Genomic DNA, 21,718 nt, shown 5'->3' with positions numbered 1-21,718 from the left:
AAGGACACATCACATGGTTGCTATAGCCCCCATACCAAAAATAAAGAATATCGACGCTTATCTTTCCTATTGTCACCGTCGCCGCTTCGCCGCACGCAGTACCATCATCCACGCTGGCGACTCTTCAGAAACGCTCTTCTATATTGTCAAAGGCTCGGTGACCATTCTCATCGAAGACGAGCACGGCCGTGAAATGATCATCGCCTATCTGAACCAGGGCGACTTTTTCGGCGAGATGGGCCTGTTCGATCAGCATCTGGCGCAACAGGACCGCAGCGCCTGGGTACGCGCCAAATCAGAATGCGAAGTCGCGGAGATGAGCTACAGCAAGTTCCGCGAGCTGAGCCAGCGCGACCCCGAGCTGCTCTATGCGGTCGGACGTCAAATGGCCGAGCGCTTACGCAACACCACGCGCAAGGTCGGTAATCTGGCATTCCTCGATGTCACCGGCCGCGTCGCAGGCAGCTTACTCGAATTGTGCAAACAGCCTGATGCGATGACCCATCCTGACGGCATGCAGATCAAGATTACCCGGCAGGAAATCGGTCGTATTGTCGGCTGCTCACGCGAGATGGTCGGCCGCGTGCTGAAGAATCTCGAAGAGCAGGGCCTCATTGATGTGAAAGGCAAGACAATGGTGATCTTCGGCACCCGTTGAGGGCCTGCAGTGACATAACGGCTCATGTACAATCGCCGCATCATTTCTCGTGGTGAGGCGATTATGGGCTTGAATAATCAATGGATGCAGCGCGACATTTCTGTGCTTTGGCATCCCTGCACCCAGATGAAAGACCATGAGCACATGCCGGTCATCCCGATCCAACGGGGCGACGGTGTCTGGCTGCATGACTTCGAAGGCAATCGATACCTCGACGCCGTGAGTTCCTGGTGGGTAAACATTTTTGGCCACGCCAATCCGCACATCAATCAGCGCATAAAAGACCAGCTGGACACCCTGGAGCACGTCATTCTAAGCGGCTTCAGCCACCCTTCGGTCATCGAATTATCCGAACGTCTGGTCCAGATGACGCCTGCGCCGCTCACCCGCTGCTTCTATGCTGACAATGGCTCGTCCTGTATCGAAGTCGCGCTGAAGATGAGTTTCCATTACTGGCTGAACATCGGCCAACCCCGCAAAAAACGCTTCATTACGCTCTCTAACAGCTACCATGGCGAGACCCTCGCCGCCCTGGCTGTAGGCGACGTCGCGCTGTATAAGCAAACCTACGAACCCCTGTTGATGGATGTCATCACGGTCCCTTCGCCCGATTGCTACGAGCGGAAAGAAGGCGTCAGCTGGGAAGCCCACAGCCGACAGATGTTCGAGCACATGGAGAGAACGCTCGCCGAGAATCACGAAGAGGTTGCGGCGGTCATTGTCGAACCGCTGATTCAGTGCGCTGGCGGCATGCGGATGTACCATCCCGTTTACCTCAAGCTGTTGCGCGAAGCCTGTGATCGCTACGGCGTACACCTGATCCATGACGAGATTGCTGTCGGCTTTGGGCGCACAGGCTCGATGTTCGCCTGCGAGCAAGCCGATATCAGTCCGGATTTTCTGTGCTTGTCCAAGGCGCTCACCGGGGGCTACCTCCCTATGGCGGTGTGCCTGACTACAGACCAGGTGTATGACGCCTTCTATGACGATTATGAGAATATGCGCGCATTTCTGCATTCTCATAGCTACACCGGTAACCCGCTGGCCTGTGCCGCGGCCCTGGCGACGCTGGACCTGTTCGAGCAGAACGATGTGATTCAGGCTAACCGCACCCTGGCGGCACATATGCATAAGGCAACCAGCCATTTCGCTGATCATCCGCACGTAGCGGACGTTCGACAGACCGGCATGGTGCTGGCCATCGAGATGGTCAAGGACAAGCGCAGCCGTACGCCCTTCCCCTGGCAGGAGCGCCGCGGCATCCGCGTCTATCAGCACGGCTTGAAGAACGAGTCCCTGCTGCGGCCGCTGGGGAATGTGGTGTACTTCATGCCCCCTTATGTCATCACCCCTGATCAGATCGATCACCTGGCAAGCGTAGCCTGGGAAGGTATACAGCTGGCGACGCGGGACTGATCGCATGCGCGTATCCCGTTTCTATCTGGACGAACCGCTGACCGAGGGCGAATACTCGCTCGCGGGTGATGTTGCGCATTACATCGGTCGAGTGCTGCGCCTGGCACCCGGGGCGCTGGTGCAGATCTTCAATGGCTCGGGGCAGGAATGGTCGGGGAGTATTCTGGAGGTCAGCAAACGGGAAGTAGTCGTGCGCCTGGAACCACCAATGCCCGGACTGCCGGAGCCTTCCCTGCGCATTCATCTCGGTCAGGCCATGTCCCGCGGTGAACGCATGGACTGGGTGATTCAGAAAGCCGTAGAGCTTGGAGTGGCGGAAATCACGCCGCTGTCTACCGAGCGCTGCGAAGTGAAACTGCAAGGTGAACGGGCTGAGAAACGGCAGAACCATTGGCAACAGATCGCTGTGAGTGCCTGTGAACAATGCGGCCGCAGCGTCGTTCCGCACATCCACCCACCTACCGCAATGGATGACTGGCTCGCCGACGTCGACGCCGACTTGCGCCTGGTACTGCATCACCGCACCGATGAAAACCTGCTCAACATCCAGAGACCCGAGACACTTGCCCTGCTGATCGGCCCTGAAGGTGGGTTGAGCGCTGGGGAGATAGCCCGCGCGGAGAAGGCCGGCTTTCAGGCCACGCGTTTCGGCCCGCGGGTTTTGCGTACCGAGACCGCGCCGGTTGTCGCGCTGAGCATTGCTCAGCATCTCTGGGGTGATTTTAGGTAAAGGCACACTGTCCGGTGAAGCCGGGCGGAACCACTGATGCGGACATAGGAATCAGATGGATTTCTGGCACGTAGTACTGATCGCTGTGGGAGGCTTCGCCGCGGGTGCGATGAACGCTTTGGCTGGAGGCGGAACCTTCTTCTCCTTTCCCGCCCTGCTCGCCGCCGGCATCCCCCCCGTCAGCGCCAACGCAACGAACGCCGTCGCACTGTGGCCGGCAAGCCTTTCCGCTGCCATGGCCAACCGCCATGTGTTGCGACGATTACCGCTGCGTAGCTACCTCTTGCCGTTGATGCTTGCTGCGCTTATCGGTGGCTTGGCAGGTGGCCTGGTGTTGTTGATCACCACTGATCAAACCTTCACGCTATTGATCCCGTGGCTTCTGCTGGTGGCTACGCTGTTATTTACTTTCAGCAGGCAACTCGGCCGGCTTGTACGCAAAGGCGAAGAACTGCAGAGCGAAAACCGCATCGGATCGACCGGCTTCGTATGCCAGTTACTGGTGTCGATCTACGGCGGCTTCTTCGGCGCAGGAATGGGCATTCTGATGATAGCCAGCCTGGCCATCTCGGGCCGTACTGAGGTGCTGGAAATCAACGCCATCAAGAACCTCATGTCCTCAACCATCTACAGCGTAGCGGCCATAACGTTCATCGTCGCTGGGGCGATTCACTGGCCGGCCTTGCTCATCATGCTGGTGGGGACGGTCAGCGGCGGCTATGCCGGCGGGCTTTTTGCTCGCGCTTTGCCTGATGCCTGGTTGCGCTGGCTGGTCATTGCCATCGGCTGGGGTCTGAGTCTGTATTATTTCTATGTCATATATGCCTGATTGACCGCCCCAGCGGGCTTGGGTAAGGTTCAGCCCGAGCGGATCAGCCCAACCGAGGTAATCATCATGGCCCGAAAAAAACCCATTGATTTCGAGCAGTCGCTAGGTGCGCTACAGCAACTGGTGGAGCGCTTGGAGAGTGGCGAACTCAGCCTCGAGGATTCTCTCACTGCCTTCGAGCAAGGCGTGGCGCTCACCCGTGACTGCCAGCAGGCGCTGACCCAAGCCGAGCAGAAGGTTCAACAGCTGGTGGAGCAAAACGGCACCCCGACGACGCTACCGCTGGATACGCCGCCCAATGAGTGACTTCGATAGCTACCTGCGCGATTGCCAAGGTCGTATCAATGGCTATCTGACCCAGCGCTTCGAGAATAACCACCCCGGTCTCGAACAGCTATTTTCAGCGATGCGTTACAGCGTCACCATCGGCGGCAAGCGGGTGCGTCCGCTACTGGCCTATGCCAGTTGTGAAGCACTCGGCGGCCAGCCGGAGCAGGCCGATGTCGTCGCAGCGGCGGCTGAGCTGGTGCACGCCTACTCGCTGATTCATGACGATCTGCCCGCCATGGACGATGATGATCTACGCCGCGGCCAGCCCACCTGCCATCGCGCCTATAACGAGGCGACCGCGATATTGGCAGGGGATGCACTGCAGGCTCAGGCTTTCGAATGGCTCAGCGGCGCAGAGCACATACCCGCAGAAACGCGGCTGCGCATGGTGCAGACTCTCGCCGTAGCGGCCGGCCCGCGCGGCATGGTCGGCGGACAGGCTATCGACCTTGCTGCAGTGGGCCAGCAGCTGGACATCCAAACCCTGGAAGATATGCATCGTCACAAAACCGGAGCCTTGATTTCTGCAAGCATTCAGCTCGGCGCTCTGGCTAGCGGCAAGGCTTCCGAGCAACAGCTGAAAGCACTCATCGACTATGCTGACGCCATTGGTCTCGCCTTTCAGGTCCAAGACGACATCCTTGATGTCGAAAGTGAAACCAGCATACTCGGCAAACAACAGGGCGCTGATGCAGCCCGGGAAAAGCCGACCTATCCTGCCCTGCTTGGCCTACAAGGGGCACATGATCTGGCGAATGACCTACGCGATCAGGCAATCGCCGCGTTGCAGTCTTTCAATGCCGACGCCGACCGGCTCCGACAGGTGGCGAATTACATAGTCAAACGTCAATTCTGAGCCGACGATAAGCCAAGGTTGGGCTATTGACCTGCATCGGGTAAACTGCTCGTTTATTTTCTTGCCACCGGGCGTGGCCACAAGAGCCCTGTTTGATGCCTAGCACTTTCCACGAGATACCTCTTGAGCGTCCCAGCACTCCGCTGCTGGATCGCATCAGCGACACCGACGTTCTGCGCGGCATGGATGAAGAATCCCTTCCGCAGCTGGCCGACGAGCTGCGCGCCTATTTATTGTGGACCGTTGGCCAGACCGGCGGGCATTTTGGTGCAGGCCTGGGCGTCATCGAGCTGACCCTCGCACTGCATTACGTTTATCAGACCCCTGACGACCGGCTGGTATGGGATGTCGGCCATCAAGCCTATCCGCACAAGATCCTGACCGGTCGCCGCGAACTGATGCACACTCTGAGACAGAAGGATGGTCTCGCAGCTTTTCCCCGGCGCGCTGAAAGCCCCTATGACACTTTTGGTGTCGGGCATTCCAGCACATCCATCAGTGCCGCTCTGGGCATGGCTATCGCATCTCGCCTGCAAGGGCTGGATCGACGCTCGGTCGCAGTAATCGGTGACGGCGCGATGACTGCCGGCATGGCCTTTGAAGCGTTGAACCATGCGTCCGATGTCGACGCTGACATGCTGGTGGTGCTGAACGACAATGACATGTCGATTTCGCGGAATGTTGGCGGGTTGTCCAATTATCTGGCAAAAATTCTTTCCAGCCGCACCTATTCGCACATGCGAGCAGGCAGCCGCAAAGTGCTGTCCAAGATTCCGAAGGCATGGGAGCTGGCCCGTCGTACCGAAGAGCACGCCAAGGGCATGCTGGTACCGGGCACTCTGTTCGAGGAGCTGGGTTGGAACTATATCGGCCCCATCGATGGTCACGACCTGCCCCTGCTGATCAGCACCCTGCGCAATATGCGTGGGTTGCCCGGCCCGCAGCTGCTGCATGTGGTCACTCAGAAGGGCAAGGGATTCTCGCCCGCCGAAGCGGATCCCATCGGCTATCACGCCATTACCAAGCTGGAGCCCTCGCGCTCCACCAGCCCCGCAAGCGGCCCGGCGAAACTGAAGTACTCGGCGGTCTTCGGTCAGTGGTTATGTGATATGGCTGCGCTTGATAAACGCCTGGTCGGCATCACTCCGGCCATGAAGGAAGGCTCGGATCTGGTCGCTTTCAGCGAGCGCTTCCCCGACAGATATTTCGATGTAGCCATTGCTGAACAGCATGCTGTGACCCTGGCAGCAGGCATGGCCTGTGACGGCGTCAAGCCGGTGGTCGCCATCTACTCTACCTTCCTGCAACGGGCTTATGATCAGGTCGTTCACGATGTCGCCGTGCAGAATCTCGATGTGCTGTTTGCCATAGACCGTGCCGGTCTGGTGGGCGAAGACGGGCCGACCCATGCCGGCAGCTTCGATCTGTCATTCCTGCGCTGCCTGCCGAACATGATGATCATGGCGCCAGCCGATGAGAACGAAACCCGGCAGATGCTGACGACGGGCTTTCTGCACGACGGCCCGGCCGCCGTACGCTACCCGCGCGGTACCGGCACAGGCGTAGCCATAGATTCCATGCTTCAACCCCTTCCGATCGGCAAGGGCGTCGTTACCCGCCAGGGCCAGCGAGTGGCCATCCTCTGTTTCGGCACCCTGCATGCCAATGCGCTGATTGCTGCCGAAGCGCTCAACGCAACAGTCGCCAACATGCGTTTTGTGAAGCCGCTGGATACCGAACTGATCAGCCAATTGGTCGAACAGCACGAGCTGGTGGTCACGCTCGAAGAAAATGCCGTCATGGGCGGTGCCGGTAGTGCCGTCAATGAATGGCTCATGGCCCAGGGCATTGATCAACCGGTACTCAATCTGGGTTTGCCGGATGTGTACGTCGAGCATGCCAAACCCTCGGAGATGCTTGCTGAATGCGGTCTGGACGCAGCCGGCATCGAGCGTTCGATTCGCGACAGGCTGTCGCTCCCTCCCGCCATCCACCACGCTTGACCTCTACTGGCAAAGCGCCTAGAGTCCTCTCCGCTTCCAGTCGCACTGGGTACCTGGCAGTTTAACTGCCAGGTGAAACGGGAAGTCGGTGCAACCCCGACGCTGCCCCCGCAACGGTAAAGGATCGCAGACCCTGTCTGCCGGGTATGTCACTCGCCACTGTGTTCTACATGGGAAGGCGACATATCCCGGGATTCTGTAAAAACGAATCCCGATCCTGAGCCCGGAGACCGGCCCTGTGCGAAGAACCCGCTCGATGCGCCATGCCCTTCTGGGCGGCACTGAATAGGTTCGTAGCTGAGGTGTCGCGGAGGGCGTCACCCGGTCGGTGCATGCTGCCCTCCGTCACAGGCAACTCCACTGGCTCCTCGCCCTCCTCAAAAGATGCTTTTGAGGATCAACATGAACAAGTTCGCCCTGTTTTTTCCCGCCATGCTGGCGTCTGCCGTTGCAGCAGCCAACAGCCTCGACCTGCCGGATACGGTCATCACTGCCTCGCGTTTTGAACAACCGAGCAGCACCGCCCTTGCGGCCCACGACGTATTCACTCGCAGCGATATAGAACGATTACAAGCGCGCAGCGTTCCGGAACTGCTGAGCCGAGTGCCCGGAGTGCAGCAGAACAGTAATGGGGGCATTCCAGCTTACTTCCTTCGCGGCAGTAACACGGCCCAGACCCTAGTACTGGTCGACGGCCAACGCATCGCCTCTGCCGCAGGCGGCATTGCGCGGCTGGATTATCTGAGTATCGACAATATCGAGCGAGTCGAAGTCATCCGTGGGCCGCGCTCCTCAGTATATGGCGCAGATGCGATTGGCGGGGTGATTCAGATTTTTACCCGCCAGGGCGAGCCAGGCTTCCAACGCAGCGTACGCTTCGCTGTAGGAACCAACAATACTTATCAACGTAGCGTCAATTTGAGCGGCGGTAACGACGATACCCGCTACGTACTTGGCGCCAGCCTCGACGAGAGGCTCGGGCACGACCTTACCTCCGACAACGCTGGCTATGACAGCGACCGCGATGGTCAGCGCACCAAGGCCATGCTTTTGCGCCTGGACCACGATTTCAACGACTATTGGACTGCCGGGTTTAGCACCAGCCACCAACAAGGTAAAAACGAATTCGATGACGCTTATGAGCTCGCTCCCGGTACGCCGGAGGATCAGTTCCGGGTGCGCAGTTATAGTGGCTATTTACAGGGGCAGCTAACCAGTATGTGGCAAAGCCACCTGGAGCTCGGCCGTAGCGAAGACCGCAATAAGGTGGTTGGATCAGGACAATCCTGGAACGACGCGTTCATCGAAACCGTCCGACATTCCGCCAGCTGGCTCAACCATCTGAAGCTCACATCAGCGCAGCGCCTGACACTCGGCGGTGACTGGCAACGCGACCGTCTATCCTCCAGCCACTCTTTTACCCAAACTCGGCGTGAGAACCTGGCGGGCTTTCTTCAACACAGCTGGACCACGCAGCACTTCAATACCGAAGTAGGCATTCGCCATGATGACAACCAGCATTTTGGCACCGAAGAAACATGGAATGCGGCCTTATCAATACCGAGCGGGAAAAACCAACAGTGGATCGTCAGTTACGCAACCGGCTTCCGTGCTCCTACTTTCCGGGACTTGTACGGTCCTCCGACATGGGGACCGAACCCGGGGCTAGACCCGGAGCGCTCAAAAACCTGGGAACTGCAGTGGCGCGGCGAGCTAGCGGGAAGCCACTTGGAGGCGTCGCTCTATCGCAATGACGTAAGGGATTTGATTGTCTGGGATACGGTTACCAACCAAGTGGAAAACATCGATCAAGCGCGTATCAATGGCCTTGAATTATCCGCCGAGCGTGAGCTCTTCGGCTGGTCAAGCCGTGCCGCGCTGAGCATCATTGACCCGCGTGACCGCGACACCGGCGGCACTCTGCAACTGCGCGCTAAACGCAGCTTGAGTCTCGATATGGATCGCCAGTTTAACGATTTTGGTTTTGGAGCAACCTGGCAACTGTTCAGCCAGCGCTACGCCAACGCGGCCAATAGCGAAACGCTGTCCGGCTACGGTACGCTCGATCTGCGAACCAGCTGGCATGCCAGTACGGCACTGCGCTGGGATTTGAAACTGAGCAACGTACTCGATCGGAACTACCACCTAGGTAGCTATCAGCGCCCGACTGGTTTTTGGCCAGCGCCTTCGATAGACAATCCTTATCAGGAGCAGGGTCGCGCTGCTCTACTGGCGGTTACCTGGACGCCGAACATCTAGCACCCGTACATCCGGCAGCAGCTCGCTGTCGAATGACTAATAGGAAAATTCGCAAACACCTGAGAGCCCTGACGTTTTCAATAAGTAAATCACCTAATGTTTATCATTGAAAACTTCCTGCAATAAAGACTGTCGATACTTGGGCTAACCCCCAAGTCGCCGGCAGTCTTCCATGTTCAACAACCGTACCCGTGCACTCATCGTCGTTCCTTTGCTGGCCATCTCCTGGCTGATTTACACAGGGCTCGACAGTACCCCTGAGCCCGAAGAGGCCTTGCAGACGCTGGTTTTTCTACGGCATGCCGAGAAGCCCAACGATGGGCTCGGGCAACTGAACTGTCAGGGCCTCAATCGCTCCCTGGCTCTGCCTGCCCTGCTGCCGGAACGCTTCGGCGCACCTGATTACGTATTTGCTGCCAATCCCGACCGAAGGGTAGAAGAAGGGCCCGACGACGAAGAATTCAACTATCTGCGCCCGCTCCTGACCATCGCCCCCACAGCTATTGCCCATGGACTACCGGTCAACACCGAGTTCAATGCGAACGACGTTGAGGAAATCGTTGATGAGCTGACCGACCGGCGATATCGCAACAGCACGATTTATACTGCCTGGTCCCGGGGCTATGTATCGGAAATCATGAACGAACTGCTGGATGAGGTAGACGCGGACGAGAGTCTGGCCGTCGACCGCTGGCACCGCGAAGACTTCGACAGCGTGTATGTGATCAAGCTGCACTGGAAGGATGGCGTAGCCAAAACCTCACTGGAAACCCAGGCGCAGGGCTTGAACGATGCCAAATCGCAATGCCCAGGGAAGCAGCAACCAGCAGGCCCTCAACTGGCAGAGAATTCTTCGGGATGATTGGGTCAATCAACCGGTTGCGCTGGCCTGCGCTGGCCTGCGCTGGCGTTCGATAAGCTCGCACAAGCGCTGAACGCCGTCCAGTACACCGGGAGTCGGCCTGACCAGGCGGTCGCTATCCAAGACATGTAACCCGTTACGACGCACCGCATTGAGCTGCGGAAAACGCCGCCAGCGGTCGAGCCATTCGGTCACTGACTTGCCATCGTCTGCCAGCACCAGGATCAGATCCGGGTTGGCTGCCAGCACCCCTTCCCTGCCCACTTGCGGGGCCAATCCCGGCAGGTTCTCGAACACGTTGCGCCCGCCGCAATGTTTCACTGCGTCGCCGATCAGCTGGTTACCCGTGACGGTATAGAGCGGATCATCCCACAACTGGATGAACACGCCAGGCGAGCGGTTATCGACCGGGACAGCAAGCTCAGCCAGAGCTGCCCGGTAACGCTGGTTCATTTCGGTCGCACGCTCAGCCGCATTGAGCGCTTCCCCGAGTCTTTCAACTGTTGTGGCGATACTTGAGAGATCCTTGGGATCAAAGCGCAGCACCTGTATGCCCCAGCCCTCCAGGCGGTCGAGTAACGCTGGCGGGTTGCCTGAGTCCCAGGCGAGCACGAGATCAGGCTTCAACGAAACGATCAGTTCCAGCGACAGAGTCTGATGCCCCCCTACGCGCGGAATGTCGTCGATTTCAGGGGGAAGGTGACCGTCATTCAGAACGCCGACGAGCCGATCGGTCGCGTCGAGCATGATGACCATGTCGGTAAGAAACGGAGCCAGACTGACCACCCGCTCGGCTGCGGGTACACAGATACTCTGTAACAACAGGCCAGCCAGTAGCCAGCCACGCATCATTGCATCCGGGCAGTGGGCGGACGATAGATGAGCATGGCCCCCTGACTGGCAAGCACCAGCAGAATCAGCGGAATAATCTCGCCCGTGGCAACGTAGTGCAACATACCGATCCAGCCGGGAAGTTTTGCGTTGAGCAGGCCCAACAGCTGCTGATGATGCAACCGCGCCCAGGCCTGTTCGGCGGCCGGCGAGTCATCGCCGCCGTCGGCCTCAATCAATGCGAATTTATACTGCCGGAAGCGCCAGACGGTGAGGAATATACTGGCCAGCCCGACCACGAAGATCGGCACCGCTGCACTATCCAGAACGGGCTGCCAGTCGTCGCCGAGCAGCCAGACCAAAGCGATGGGCAGAATCAGGGACGCAGCGCACTGCATACGCCAATTGCGCTGAAGCGCTTTCCAGTGCGTTCGGGTATCGATCATCAATCCGCCTCGGCCTGATGAATCTTGCCGAGCAGGTGACCCAGCTTGCCCGCCTTGGTCGCCAGGTATTTGCTGTTATGCGGATTCTCGCCGAACTGAAGCGGCAGGCGCTCGACCACCGGAATACCGAAGCCTTCCAGAGCCTTGACCTTGCGCGGGTTGTTGGTCAGCAGCTTGAGCCGGGTAATGCCCAGATGGGCCAGCATCGGCTTGCAGATGGCATAATCGCGTTGATCCGCGCCGAATCCCAGTTGCACATTGGCTTCCACGGTATCGGCACCATGGTCCTGCAGATGGTAAGCGCGGATCTTGTTCATCAAGCCGATGCCGCGTCCTTCCTGGCGAAGATAGAACAGCGCCCCCCGCCCTTCCTCGGCAATTGCCTTGAGCGCCGCTTCCAGTTGGAAACCACAGTCACAGCGCAGACTGAACAGCGCATCGCCAGTCAGGCACTCGGAATGCAGGCGTCCCAGTACCGGCTGGCCGTCCGCTACATCTCCCATGGTGAGCACCACATGTTCCTTGCCCGTTCCCGGTTCGAGGAAACCGTGCATGGTGAAAGTACCCCACTGGGTGGGAAGCTGGGATGACGCGACGAAGGTGACAGGCACACCGGTCTCCTGTGTGAACCACTGCGATAAAAGGGCATATATATTATCAGAGTGAACGGGGGCGCGGGGATTGCAGTGGGGGCGAAGCGGTGCTCTCGAAGATCAATAGCGGCGTTCCATGACCAATATATTGCCCTCATCAACCAACCGCAGCCGGCTGAGAAAAGTCATACCCAGCAGAACTTCGGTGGGGTAGCTGCCCTCTATCACCATTCCTTCGATATTGTAGAGTTCGATTTCGCCGGCCTTGATACGCTCCAGCTGTACGCGATATCCGTTTGCGATGCCACTGGCGGTGGTCACGCCCACCCGAGTGCCGGCGAGCTTGTAGTCGATACCCAGCCGCCGCGCATGGGCGGAGTTCATTGCCACGCTGGTGGCGCCGGTATCGATCAGGAAAGGCACGCCATGGCCGTTTATCGAGCCCTGAATGCGAAAATGTCCTCCCTGCCCGCGCGGTACTACCACCCGTTGCTTATCCGGCTGCGCACTGCTCTGCGAGAAATCCTTTTGCAGCCGGAACTCCCGAGGCTTGCCATTGATAGCGAGGCGAGCACTGTCACTGTCGGCTGAAAGCAGCTCTATACCCTGCGGCCCCGGCTTACCAACACGGAGCATATGCCGCTGGCCATCGATGGTTATGACCGCCGCGCCGGAGAATAGCCCAACGACGCGTACCACGGGTTCGGCAGATGTCGGGGCAGCAATCAATAGCAAGGCGAGGAACAGTGCGCAGCGGTGCGGGATATTCATTGAGCGGCATCCATTGTCAGTCTCAAGGCCGCGGCAATGATCAGCCGCGATTATGCATCCATACAGTTGATCAGAACCGGCCCAGCGCGACCTCGGCGATCAGCAGCGCGATCAGCGCCATGAACCCGGCGAGAATGTCATCGAGCATGATACCCAGGCCACCGTGAACCTTTCTGTCCACCCAACCAATCGGCCAGGGCTTCCATATATCAAACAAACGGAACAGCAAGAAACCGGCGACCAACCATCCCCATCCAACGGGTGCCAGCCACAGAGCTATCCATACACCGACAAACTCGTCCCAGACGATACCACCATGGTCGTGCACGCCCAGATCAGCGGCGGTGCGATGGCATAACCAGATCCCGAATAGCGTACTGAATACCAGCACCAGGCTGTACCCACCTGGCGGCAACTGCTGCCATAGCAGGATGAACGGCATGGCGGCCAGCGTGCCGAAAGTGCCAGGTGCCTTGGGCGCAGCCCCGCTGCCGAACCCGAACGCCAGAAAATGAATCGGATTGCGCCAGACGGATGCGGGCGTAGGCTCGCGTAAGTCAGCCATTTATTCGGCTCCTTGAAAATGGTTATAGCCGGCTGGCCGCGCGATACGCTGCGGCCCGGCGCCTTGGTCCAGCCAGACGCCTTCTCCGTCGCGGATCTCCCCGATCACGCTGACATCCCAGCCGCATGCCTGCCATGCATCAAGCGAAGCACGGTGGGCGGCCGGCAGGCTGAACAGCAGCACGTAATCATCGCCACCGCCCAACATCCACTGCAACCGTTGCGATGCGCTCCAATTACCGAGCGCTGGCGAATGCGGAAGATCAGCGGCACGAATATGCACGGCTACGCCGCTACGGCTGGCGAGGTGCCCTGCGTCAGCAAGCAGACCATCCGACACATCCAGCCCGGCACTGGCGATACCTGCCAATGCTTGCCCAAACTCGCACTGAGCGCCCGGGCGCCAGAAACGCCGGTTCAGATAATCGCGATGTTCCGCCGACAGCCCCGGCGGCAAATCGCGTTCAAGCACTACGGCAAGCCCGCCAGCACCGTCACCCAGCGGACCGCCAACACACAGCAGATCACCGGGCACCGCGCCGCTGCGCCGCAAACCGAGCCCGCGCGGTACGTCGCCGTAAACAGTTACTCCGATGTTGAGAGGACCGCGAGTCGTATCGCCACCAATCAAACTGACCTGAAAAGCCTGTGCAGCGTCAGCCAGCCCACGGGCAAACCCGGCTAGCCAGTCCTCGTCAACATCAGGCAATGTCAGTGCAAGCGTGAACGCCAGTGGACGCGCTGCCATGGCAGCCAAATCACTGACGGCGACAGCCAGTGCGCGATACGCGAGGTCATCCGGGGAATAACGGGAGGGAAAATGCGTGTTCTGTACCAGCGAGTCGGTGGAGATCACCAGCTGCCGGTCTGTGGGGATATCCAGCAGTGCTGCGTCATCACCAATGCCGAGGGCTATCACCGATTGGTCGCCGGCCATTTCCAGAGCGGCGCCCTGGAAATAGCGATTAATCAACTTGAATTCACCCAGCGGCATGGCTGCGGCTCCAGCCCTGGGCTTCAACGCCCCCGGCGGGAGGCGTTGACCTCGACACTGCGCAGGCGTGGCGCCAGCTTGTCGAGAATGCCGTTGACGTATTTATGGCCCTCGGTAGCACCAAAGATCTTGGCCATCTCGATGCCTTCGTTGATAACGACCTTGTAGGGTACGTCGATGCGCTTGCTCAGTTCATACACGCCGATGCGCAGTACCGCCAACTCGATCGGATCGATATCCTTCACCGGACGGTCCAGCACGCTATCGAGATAACCATCCAGCTCAGTGAGGTTGCGCGGCACGCCGGTGAGCAACTCATGGAAATAGGCGCCATCAACCTTGCCGAAGTCGTTATCGGTACGAAACTGCGCCTCGATATCAGACAACGGCATACCCGCGATCTGCCAGGAGTAAAGCGCCTGCACCGCCATGCTGCGCGCCTTGCGACGCGCTGAAGCCTTGGGGCGACCGGCCGCCGGCGGTTGCTGCTCGGAATCGCTCACTTAAGCCCCCAACTGCTTGATCACGCTGACCATTTCGATTGCAGACAAGGCTGCCTCTGCGCCCTTATTGCCGGCTTTGGTGCCGGAACGCTCGATAGCCTGCTCGATGCTGTCGACAGTCAATACGCCGAAAGCAACCGGTACGCCGAAGTCCAGCGACACCGCTCCGACACCCTTGACGCACTCGCCAGCCACATATTCAAAGTGCGGTGTGCCGCCCCGAATGACCGCACCCAAGGTTATGATGGCGTCATAGTCCTTGAGTTCAGCTACTTTCTGCACCATCAGCGGAATCTCGAAGGCGCCCGGAACCCGGATGATAGTGATATCGGCTTCCTTGACGCCGTGGCGCTTGAGCGTATCAACAGCGCCAGCTACGAGGCTTTCCACCACGAAGCTGTTGAAGCGGCCTACAACCAGTGCGTAACGTCCGTCGGCTGCAACGAAATCGCCTTCAATGGTACGGATAGCAGTCATATTTACTCTCTCTTAAAGAACCGGCTGCACTCCATGGCGCAGCCGCAAATCAATGCGTTTATTCGCAGGGCACGTATTCTACTACTTCCAGGTCGAAACCGGATATGGCATTGAATTTCATCGGCGTGGACAACAGACGCATCTTGCGCACACCCAGATCGCGCAGAATCTGCGAACCAGCCCCTACAGTATTGTAAGTAGCCGGGCGCCGCGCCGGTGCTTCATCGCCGGTCAGCTGCCTGACGTGGTACAACAACTCCTCGCCGTTCATCTGATTACCCAAAAGCAGGACCACGCCATTGCCTTGTTCGGCCAGCTTGGCCATGGCGGCGCGCAGGCTCCAGCGGCCCGGCTGCTTGACCATGAACAGATCGCGCAGAGGGTCCATGTTGTGGACGCGCACCAGGGTGGGCTCTTCGGGTTCGATTTGACCGAGGGTCAGCGCAAGGTGCACCGAACCATCGAGGCTATCGCGGTAGGTGACCAGATTGAAGCTGCCAAGTTCGGTATCCAGCGGTTGCTCGGACAGGCGCTGCACGGTGTGTTCGTTGAGCAGACGATAGTGGATCATGTCGGCAATGGTACCGATCTTGAGACCGTGTTCTTCGGCGAAAGCCTCAAGCTCGGGGCGACGCGACATGCTGCCGTCCTCGTTCATGATTTCGCAGATCACCCCGGACTCACCAAACCCGGCCATCCGCGCCAGGTCGCAGGCCGCTTCGGTGTGACCTGCCCGCGCCAGCACGCCGCCGGGCTGAGCCATCAGCGGGAAAATGTGGCCGGGGCTGACGATATCTTCGGCAACCGCATCACGCGCGGCGGCGGCCTGCACGGTGCGCGCCCGATCAGCCGCAGAGATGCCCGTGGTGACCCCTTCAGCCGCCTCGATCGAAACGGTGAATTTGGTACCGAAGCCCGAGCTGTTACGTTGAACCATCAGCGGTAACTTGAGCCGCTCGCAATGCTCCAGGCTCATCGGCATGCAGATAAGACCGCGACCATGCCGGGCCATGAAATTGATGTGCTCCGCCTGGCAGGCCTCGGCGGCCATGATCAGATCGCCTTCGTTTTCGCGGTCTTCGTCATCCATGAGGATGACCATCTTGCCCAGACGAATATCTTCAACCAGTTCTTCGATTGTGTTCAGTTTCATAAGGCCCTCCCGGGCTCGTAATTCAGGGCTTGAGGAAGCCGTTTTCGGCCAGAAAAGCCATATTGATTGTGCTGCCCGAACCGGACTCGGCAGCCTTGTCACCGAGCAACAGGCGCTCCAGATAACGCGCAATTACGTCGACCTCCAGGTTGACCGGATGGCCGGGCTGGTACTCGCCCATCACGGTCTCCTGGATGGTATGCGGCACGATATTCAGATCGAACACAGCGCCATCCACCGCATTCACGGTGAGGCTGGTGCCATCAACCGTAATCGAACCTTTCTCGGCAATGTATCTGGCCAGCGCCGCTGGCGCTTCGATGCGAAAGCGCACCGAGCGGGCTTCTTCGCTACGCGACAGTACATGCCCGACGCCATCAACATGACCGCTGACCATGTGGCCACCCAGACGCGTGCTTGCCGTAAGCGCTTTCTCCAGGTTGACCTGACTGCCGGTCTTGAGCCGGGTAAAGGCGGTACGACGCATGGTTTCCTGACTCACATCCGCCCAGAATCCATCGCCTGGCAATTCCACGGCTGTCAGGCACACGCCGTTAACGGCAATGCTGTCGCCCAGTTTCACATCGGCAAGATCCAGTTTGCCGGTCTTTACATACACTCGCACGTCACCGCTGCGCGGCTGCATGCTCTGAATTTGGCCCACCGCTTCGATAATGCCGGTAAACATAGACGCCTCTGTTGGGGTTGGATGTCAGCCCGTGGTCATTCGATCATCAATCCGGTCAAATATACCGCCACGAAACCGACGGCGAAGGAAAGGAACAGCAGGCCGAAGCTGCGCAAATAGGAGATGAAAGTCAGCCCCGGCACCTTACTCATCGCCACGATGCCTGCGGCGGAGCCAATTATAAGCAGGGAACCCCCTACTCCGACAGCATAAGTCAGCCCCATCCACTCAGCCACGCTCATCTCCAGGTCGGATTTCAGCAGCGCGGCGGTCAGGGGCACGTTGTCGATCAGCGCCGACAGCACGCCCATCAGGAAGTTGGCGAGCAACACCGGTACCACGTCATACAACGCAGTGAGGCCATGCAGCACGCCGATAAACTGCAACATGCCGACAAGCAACAGGATGCCGAGGAAGAACAGCAGCGTCTCGAATTCGATGGCGCGGATGTATTCGAGGATCGGATCGTTGGCCACATCTTCATTAAGAAAATGCGCGACCAGGAACATCAGCGCCAGCCCGCCGAGGAAGCTCAGCAGCGGCGGAATTTCGAACAACAGACTGCCCAGAATGGTGCCGATGATGGTCAGCAGGAAAATCGTCGCAATGACCCGCTCTACCTTTTGCGAATGCACCTTCGCGCTCTTATCGATCACCACCCGATCGTTCATGCCGATGGATAACAGCGACGCCAGCAACAGGACCGCTAACAGCGAAGGAACGATAAGAAACAGCAGATGGGTGATTTCGAGCTTTCCGGCGAGAAATATCATCAGGGTGGTGACGTCACCGGTAATCATCGCTACGCCGCCGGAGTTCACCGAGAACACCACCAGCGTGGCAAACCGCAACGTCTTGCGCAGCTCCAGACGCAGGCTCAGCACCAGCGCCATGGACACCAGCGTGGCGGTGATGTTGTCGGCGATGGAGGAAAACAGAAAGCAGAATATAGCCGTAAGAAACAGCAGTTTACGCTCGCTGACATGGGTTGGCAGTATCTTGAAGATAACGCTGTCGATAAGCCCTTTCTTGTTCAGGTACGCCACAAAAGTCATGGTCGCCATCAGAAACAGCCAGAGGCCGGCGATGTCCAGAATATTGTGATTCAGTGCCTCCTGCACTCTGGCACGAGCCAGTTCATCCGGCGCGGCAATAAACATCAAAATCCACGCCAGCGTACCAAAGAACAACACCACCATCGCCTTGCTGACGTGGGTAACCTCCTCCAGCACCACGCCCGCCACAGCCAACACTGCCAGCAGAATCAGAACAACTTCAAATGCACTCATATTACTGTCTCAGGAAGGAAAAACCGGTCGCGCGGTAATACGCCAGTCCCGACCGACCGCACGCATGTCGATGATGTCGAGATCCTGGGCTTCACTCATGGAATCAAAGGGCAGCTCGACCAGCGGACGACCGCGGCTGCCAAGCAAGCGGGGGGCCATATACACAACCAGTTCATCGACCAGCCCGGCCCGGTAGAACGCGCCCGATAGTCCGGCGCCGGACTCAACCAGCACCTCATTGCAGCCACGGCTGGCCAACTCGAGCAGCAAGGCCTGAAGATCGACCTGTTCACCTGCTTCATCCGGCAAGGACAACAGCTCGGCACCGGCGAATCCATAGTCCGGGGCGCGCCCACGCTGCATGCGACAGGCTACCAAGACCGGTCCTGCCTGGCGAAACAGCCGGCTTTCCAGCGGCACCCGCAGTCTCCCGTCGACCAGCACCCTGAGCGGCTGGCGCGCTGCGGCGGCGATGGCTTCGGCTTCAGGCAATCCAAGCTCGCTAGCGCGCACGGTCAGTGCCGAGTCGTCCAGTAGCACACTGTCGGCGCCGCTGATAACCGCACCGCTGCGCGCACGCAGACGCTGAACGTCACCGCGCGCCTCGGGCCCGGTAATCCACTGACTTTCACCGCTGGCCATCGCAGTGCGCCCGTCGAGGCTCATCGCCAGTTTCATGCGGACCCACGGCCGCCCGGTTTCCATACGCTTGATGAACCCCGGATTGAGCGCGCGCGCCTCATTCTCCAGCACACCGCATTGCACCACGATACCTGCATCATGCAGGCGGGCAAGGCCTCGACCCGCGACTTGAGGATTGGGATCCTGCATGGCTGCGACGACCCGTGCTACGCCTGCCTTGATCAGGCCGTCGGCGCAGGGTGGCGTCTTGCCGAAATGACTGCAAGGCTCTAGCGTGACGTAGGCGGTTGCGCCCTTGGCGCGTGCGCCTGCCATGGCCAGCGCATTGACCTCTGCATGGCCTTCGCCTGCCCGTACATGCCAGCCTTCACCAACGATCTCGCCGTCACGTACCAGCACGCAGCCAACCCGCGGATTCGGTTCGGTGGTATACAGGCCGCGCGCAGCTAGCTGCACGGCGCGAGCCATCATCTGGCGGTCAAGAATGTCCGAATCAGACATCCGGCTCGGCCTTGGCACGTTGCGACAGTCGTTCGATTTCCTCACGGAACTGATCCAGATCCTGGAAACGGCGATACACCGAGGCAAAGCGGATATAGGCGACTTCGTCCAGCTGCTTGAGCTCGTCCATCACCATTTCACCGACCACCATAGCCTTGATTTCACGCTCACCGGTGGCACGCAATCTGTGTTTGATGCGGCTGATGGCAGCCTCGATTTCCTCGACACTGACTGGCCGCTTCTCCATGGCGCGTAGCAGGCCTGCACGCAGTTTTTCTTCATCAAAGGGCTGACGGCGACCGTCCTGCTTGACCAGCCGCGGCATCACCAGCTCGGCAATCTCGAAGGTGGTGAAGCGCTCCTGACAAGCCAGACACTCGCGGCGACGGCGTACCTGATCCCCGTCGGTTACCAGCCGGGAATCGATCACCTTGGTATCGTGAGCGCCACAGAACGGACAATGCATAGGAAAATCCTGAGGATAAAATAGCGGCCCCCATGTTACTCCCAACCAGACTGCTAATAAATCGCTGCGAAGGGTTACACTGCCCGTCCTTACGACCTACAAGATGCTCTCGATGCTGTTGAATCAACTCGAAACCGTGCTGCAGGAGGTGCTGAGCGCAGCACGTCTGGTGCCTACCGAGCTGCCGGGACTGCCTGAATTGCGCCTGTGGCTACTGGACCCGGTCAACCTGGATCGCGCTTTCGCCGAAGAGGAGACGCGCGCCCTGCTGGAGAGACCGCCCTATTGGGGATTCTGCTGGGGCAGCGGCCTGGCATTGGCCCGCTGGGTACTGGATCATCCAGAACAGGTACGCGGCAAGCGGGTGCTGGATTTTGGTGCCGGCTCGGGCATCGTCGCCCTTGCCTGCCGCGCCGCCGGTGCCAGCACCAGCATTGCCTGCGATCTGGACCTTCCGGCGCGCTGGGCCAGCCAGCTGAACGCCGAACTCAACGCGCTCGACATCGAGCTGGCAGAGGACTTTTTCGCAGTTGACGGCACGCTGGACATGATCCTGGCTGCCGATGTGCTTTACGATGCAGACAACCGCGTGTTTCTGGACCATTTCACGGCTCGCAGCACACGGGTGCTGATCGCCGATTCCCGGGTTCGCAATCTTCATCACCCGGGCTACCGCCGACTCGAGACATTGTCTGGCCAGACCCTGCCCGACCTCGGTGAACCACTGGAATTTCGTCAGGTTGCGCTCTACGGCGCCGGTCTTGAATATCCCTGAGTCGCCACCATATTACCCCGATAGCCACCTTAGCCCTGGAAGCCCCATGAGCCAATCGCCTTACATTTTTGATGTTACCGCCGAGGATTTCGACCGCTTCGTTCTGGAAAACTCTTTCCATAAACCTGTATTGGTCGATTTCTGGGCTGAGTGGTGCGCGCCCTGCAAGGCATTGATGCCGATACTGGCGACAATCACCGAGGGTTACGGCGGCGAACTCCTGCTGGCCAAGGTGGATTGCGACGCCCAGGCAGCGCTTTCGGAGCGCTTCGGTATCCGCAGCCTGCCCACTGTAGTGCTGTTCAAGGATGGCCAGCCGGTCGATGGTTTCGCTGGCGTACAGCCGGAAAGCGCAATTCGCACCATGCTGCAACCACACGTTGCCGAACCGGCAGATGAACCTCAGGACGAGTCGATGGACGTAGCTGGTCAGACTCACGAGCTGATTGCCGCCGGTGCCTATCAACAGGCCCAGGCGTTGCTGCAGCAGGCGATTGCGGCACAGCCGGATGACGGGTTACTGGTGTTGCTGGCTAAGACTCTGGTAATGGACGACCAGCCGGACGAAGCTGAACAGGTGATTGATTCAGTTACCGATAAGGACGCGCATAAGCAGGCCGTCAACGGGTTGAAAGCCCAGATCAGATTCCTGCGAGAGGCAGCCGATTTCCCCGTCCGAGACACGCTTGAGGCCCGCAGAGCGGCCGACGCAAGCGACAGCGAAGCCAGCTATCAACTGGCAATACGCGATCTCGCCGATGGGAATTACGCGTCGGCTCTCGCTACGTTATTGGTCCTGTTCCAGACCGACCGCGGGTATGCGGACAACAGTCCGCAGCGCAGCATGCTGGAAGTATTCGATCTGCTCGGCAACGACGACCCGTTGACCATTCAGTATCGGCGCAAGATGTATCAGGCGCTCTATTGAGTAACTTGCCGGGAGCCGACTTCGTCCATAGCGAGCGAATGTCGGCAGCACCGGCAGCCTGAGATTGCACGTGCATTGGCCGGTCAGGTTCCATCCTGACCGGCTTGCTAGCCGGCGATATCGCTCGTCGAGTCGGAGCTCGACACACCATAGC

General features: G+C 59.1%; 24 protein-coding genes and 1 riboswitch. Of the genes, 11 read left to right on the top strand and 13 right to left on the bottom strand.

Going from position 1 to position 21,718, the window contains the following annotated elements; all coding sequences use genetic code 11:
• The first annotated feature begins 13 nt into the window (after window positions 1-13).
• The 9 genes from crp to HG264_RS15425 all read left to right on the top strand — a co-directional run bounded on the left by crp (window position 14) and on the right by HG264_RS15425 (window position 9,943).
• Window positions 14-658 (top strand): cAMP-activated global transcriptional regulator CRP, encoded by a 645-nt coding sequence (gene crp, locus HG264_RS15465; RefSeq protein WP_150302287.1) that lies wholly within the window; start codon window positions 14-16, stop codon window positions 656-658.
• Between the two features lie 63 nt (window positions 659-721).
• A complete protein-coding gene (locus HG264_RS15460) occupies window positions 722-2,074 on the top strand; it encodes an adenosylmethionine--8-amino-7-oxononanoate transaminase (RefSeq protein ID WP_169408446.1) in 1,353 nt (450 codons plus the stop codon).
• 4 nt (window positions 2,075-2,078) lie between these two features.
• A complete protein-coding gene (locus HG264_RS15455) occupies window positions 2,079-2,804 on the top strand; it encodes a 16S rRNA (uracil(1498)-N(3))-methyltransferase (RefSeq protein ID WP_169408445.1) in 726 nt (241 codons plus the stop codon).
• Between the two features lie 55 nt (window positions 2,805-2,859).
• Entirely contained in the window at window positions 2,860-3,633 is a 774-nt protein-coding gene (locus HG264_RS15450) for a sulfite exporter TauE/SafE family protein (protein WP_169408444.1), read from the top strand.
• A gap of 66 nt (window positions 3,634-3,699) precedes the next feature.
• A complete protein-coding gene (locus HG264_RS15445) occupies window positions 3,700-3,939 on the top strand; it encodes an exodeoxyribonuclease VII small subunit (protein ID WP_169408443.1) in 240 nt (79 codons plus the stop codon).
• Window positions 3,932-4,819, top strand: a complete 888-nt coding sequence (locus HG264_RS15440) for a polyprenyl synthetase family protein (RefSeq protein WP_169408442.1) — start codon at window positions 3,932-3,934, stop codon at window positions 4,817-4,819. Before HG264_RS15445 ends, HG264_RS15440 begins: the two co-directional genes overlap by 8 nt.
• A gap of 95 nt (window positions 4,820-4,914) precedes the next feature.
• The gene (gene dxs / locus HG264_RS15435; protein WP_169408441.1) at window positions 4,915-6,822 is read left to right on the top strand and encodes a 1-deoxy-D-xylulose-5-phosphate synthase; all 1,908 of its coding nucleotides are present in this window, start codon (window positions 4,915-4,917) and stop codon (window positions 6,820-6,822) included.
• Between the two features lie 30 nt (window positions 6,823-6,852).
• Window positions 6,853-7,076: riboswitch (cobalamin riboswitch) on the top strand.
• A 148-nt stretch (window positions 7,077-7,224) separates the two neighbouring features.
• Complete coding sequence (locus HG264_RS15430) at window positions 7,225-9,081, top strand: TonB-dependent receptor domain-containing protein (protein WP_169408440.1); 1,857 nt, start codon at window positions 7,225-7,227, stop codon at window positions 9,079-9,081.
• A 172-nt stretch (window positions 9,082-9,253) separates the two neighbouring features.
• A complete protein-coding gene (locus HG264_RS15425) occupies window positions 9,254-9,943 on the top strand; it encodes a histidine phosphatase family protein (protein ID WP_169408439.1) in 690 nt (229 codons plus the stop codon).
• 9 nt (window positions 9,944-9,952) lie between these two features.
• Here the strand turns inward: HG264_RS15425 and HG264_RS15420 are convergent, their stop codons facing one another.
• The 13 genes from HG264_RS15420 to nrdR all read right to left on the bottom strand — a co-directional run bounded on the left by HG264_RS15420 (window position 9,953) and on the right by nrdR (window position 19,861).
• The gene (locus tag HG264_RS15420; protein WP_169408438.1) at window positions 9,953-10,792 is read right to left on the bottom strand and encodes a cobalamin-binding protein; all 840 of its coding nucleotides are present in this window, start codon (window positions 10,790-10,792) and stop codon (window positions 9,953-9,955) included.
• Window positions 10,792-11,220 (bottom strand): hypothetical protein, encoded by a 429-nt coding sequence (locus HG264_RS15415; RefSeq protein WP_169408437.1) that lies wholly within the window; start codon window positions 11,218-11,220, stop codon window positions 10,792-10,794. The genes HG264_RS15420 and HG264_RS15415 overlap by 1 nt, the downstream gene beginning before the upstream one ends.
• Window positions 11,220-11,831, bottom strand: coding sequence for a GTP cyclohydrolase II (gene ribA, locus HG264_RS15410; RefSeq protein ID WP_169408436.1), 612 nt, complete (start codon window positions 11,829-11,831; stop codon window positions 11,220-11,222). Before ribA ends, HG264_RS15415 begins: the two co-directional genes overlap by 1 nt.
• 102 nt (window positions 11,832-11,933) lie before the next feature.
• Window positions 11,934-12,584 (bottom strand): TIGR02281 family clan AA aspartic protease, encoded by a 651-nt coding sequence (locus HG264_RS15405; protein ID WP_169408435.1) that lies wholly within the window; start codon window positions 12,582-12,584, stop codon window positions 11,934-11,936.
• Between the two features lie 70 nt (window positions 12,585-12,654).
• Window positions 12,655-13,149, bottom strand: a complete 495-nt coding sequence (locus HG264_RS15400) for a phosphatidylglycerophosphatase A (RefSeq protein ID WP_169408434.1) — start codon at window positions 13,147-13,149, stop codon at window positions 12,655-12,657.
• Window positions 13,150-14,136, bottom strand: coding sequence for a thiamine-phosphate kinase (gene thiL / locus HG264_RS15395; RefSeq protein ID WP_169409166.1), 987 nt, complete (start codon window positions 14,134-14,136; stop codon window positions 13,150-13,152).
• Window positions 14,137-14,165: 29 nt separating this feature from the next.
• The gene (gene nusB, locus HG264_RS15390; RefSeq protein WP_169408433.1) at window positions 14,166-14,645 is read right to left on the bottom strand and encodes a transcription antitermination factor NusB; all 480 of its coding nucleotides are present in this window, start codon (window positions 14,643-14,645) and stop codon (window positions 14,166-14,168) included.
• Window positions 14,646-15,122 carry a 6,7-dimethyl-8-ribityllumazine synthase gene (ribE, locus tag HG264_RS15385; protein WP_169408432.1) on the bottom strand — a complete coding sequence of 159 codons (477 nt, stop codon included), beginning with the start codon at window positions 15,120-15,122 and terminating at the stop codon, window positions 14,646-14,648.
• A gap of 58 nt (window positions 15,123-15,180) precedes the next feature.
• Complete coding sequence (ribBA, locus tag HG264_RS15380) at window positions 15,181-16,275, bottom strand: bifunctional 3,4-dihydroxy-2-butanone-4-phosphate synthase/GTP cyclohydrolase II (RefSeq protein WP_169408431.1); 1,095 nt, start codon at window positions 16,273-16,275, stop codon at window positions 15,181-15,183.
• Between the two features lie 22 nt (window positions 16,276-16,297).
• Entirely contained in the window at window positions 16,298-16,963 is a 666-nt protein-coding gene (locus HG264_RS15375; RefSeq protein WP_169408430.1) for a riboflavin synthase, read from the bottom strand.
• 35 nt (window positions 16,964-16,998) lie between these two features.
• Window positions 16,999-18,252 carry a sodium:proton antiporter NhaD gene (gene nhaD / locus HG264_RS15370; protein ID WP_169408429.1) on the bottom strand — a complete coding sequence of 418 codons (1,254 nt, stop codon included), beginning with the start codon at window positions 18,250-18,252 and terminating at the stop codon, window positions 16,999-17,001.
• A gap of 9 nt (window positions 18,253-18,261) precedes the next feature.
• Complete coding sequence (gene ribD / locus HG264_RS15365; RefSeq protein WP_169408428.1) at window positions 18,262-19,395, bottom strand: bifunctional diaminohydroxyphosphoribosylaminopyrimidine deaminase/5-amino-6-(5-phosphoribosylamino)uracil reductase RibD; 1,134 nt, start codon at window positions 19,393-19,395, stop codon at window positions 18,262-18,264.
• Window positions 19,388-19,861: a transcriptional regulator NrdR gene (gene nrdR, locus HG264_RS15360; RefSeq protein WP_169408427.1), complete on the bottom strand. Its 474-nt coding sequence runs from the start codon at window positions 19,859-19,861 to the stop codon at window positions 19,388-19,390. The genes ribD and nrdR overlap by 8 nt, the downstream gene beginning before the upstream one ends.
• A 112-nt stretch (window positions 19,862-19,973) precedes the next feature.
• Here nrdR and HG264_RS15355 point away from each other — a divergent pair, with 112 nt between their 5' ends.
• Together HG264_RS15355 and trxA are read left to right on the top strand one after the other, a co-directional pair.
• Complete coding sequence (locus HG264_RS15355) at window positions 19,974-20,636, top strand: methyltransferase (protein ID WP_169408426.1); 663 nt, start codon at window positions 19,974-19,976, stop codon at window positions 20,634-20,636.
• 46 nt (window positions 20,637-20,682) lie between these two features.
• Entirely contained in the window at window positions 20,683-21,564 is an 882-nt protein-coding gene (trxA, locus tag HG264_RS15350; RefSeq protein ID WP_169408425.1) for a thioredoxin, read from the top strand.
• Window positions 21,565-21,718 lie beyond the last annotated feature (154 nt).

Source organism: Pseudomonas sp. gcc21 (assembly GCF_012844345.1).
In the GTDB taxonomy this organism is placed as follows: Bacteria; Pseudomonadota; Gammaproteobacteria; order Pseudomonadales; family Pseudomonadaceae; genus Halopseudomonas.
This window is presented reverse-complemented; position numbering and strand designations above follow the sequence as displayed.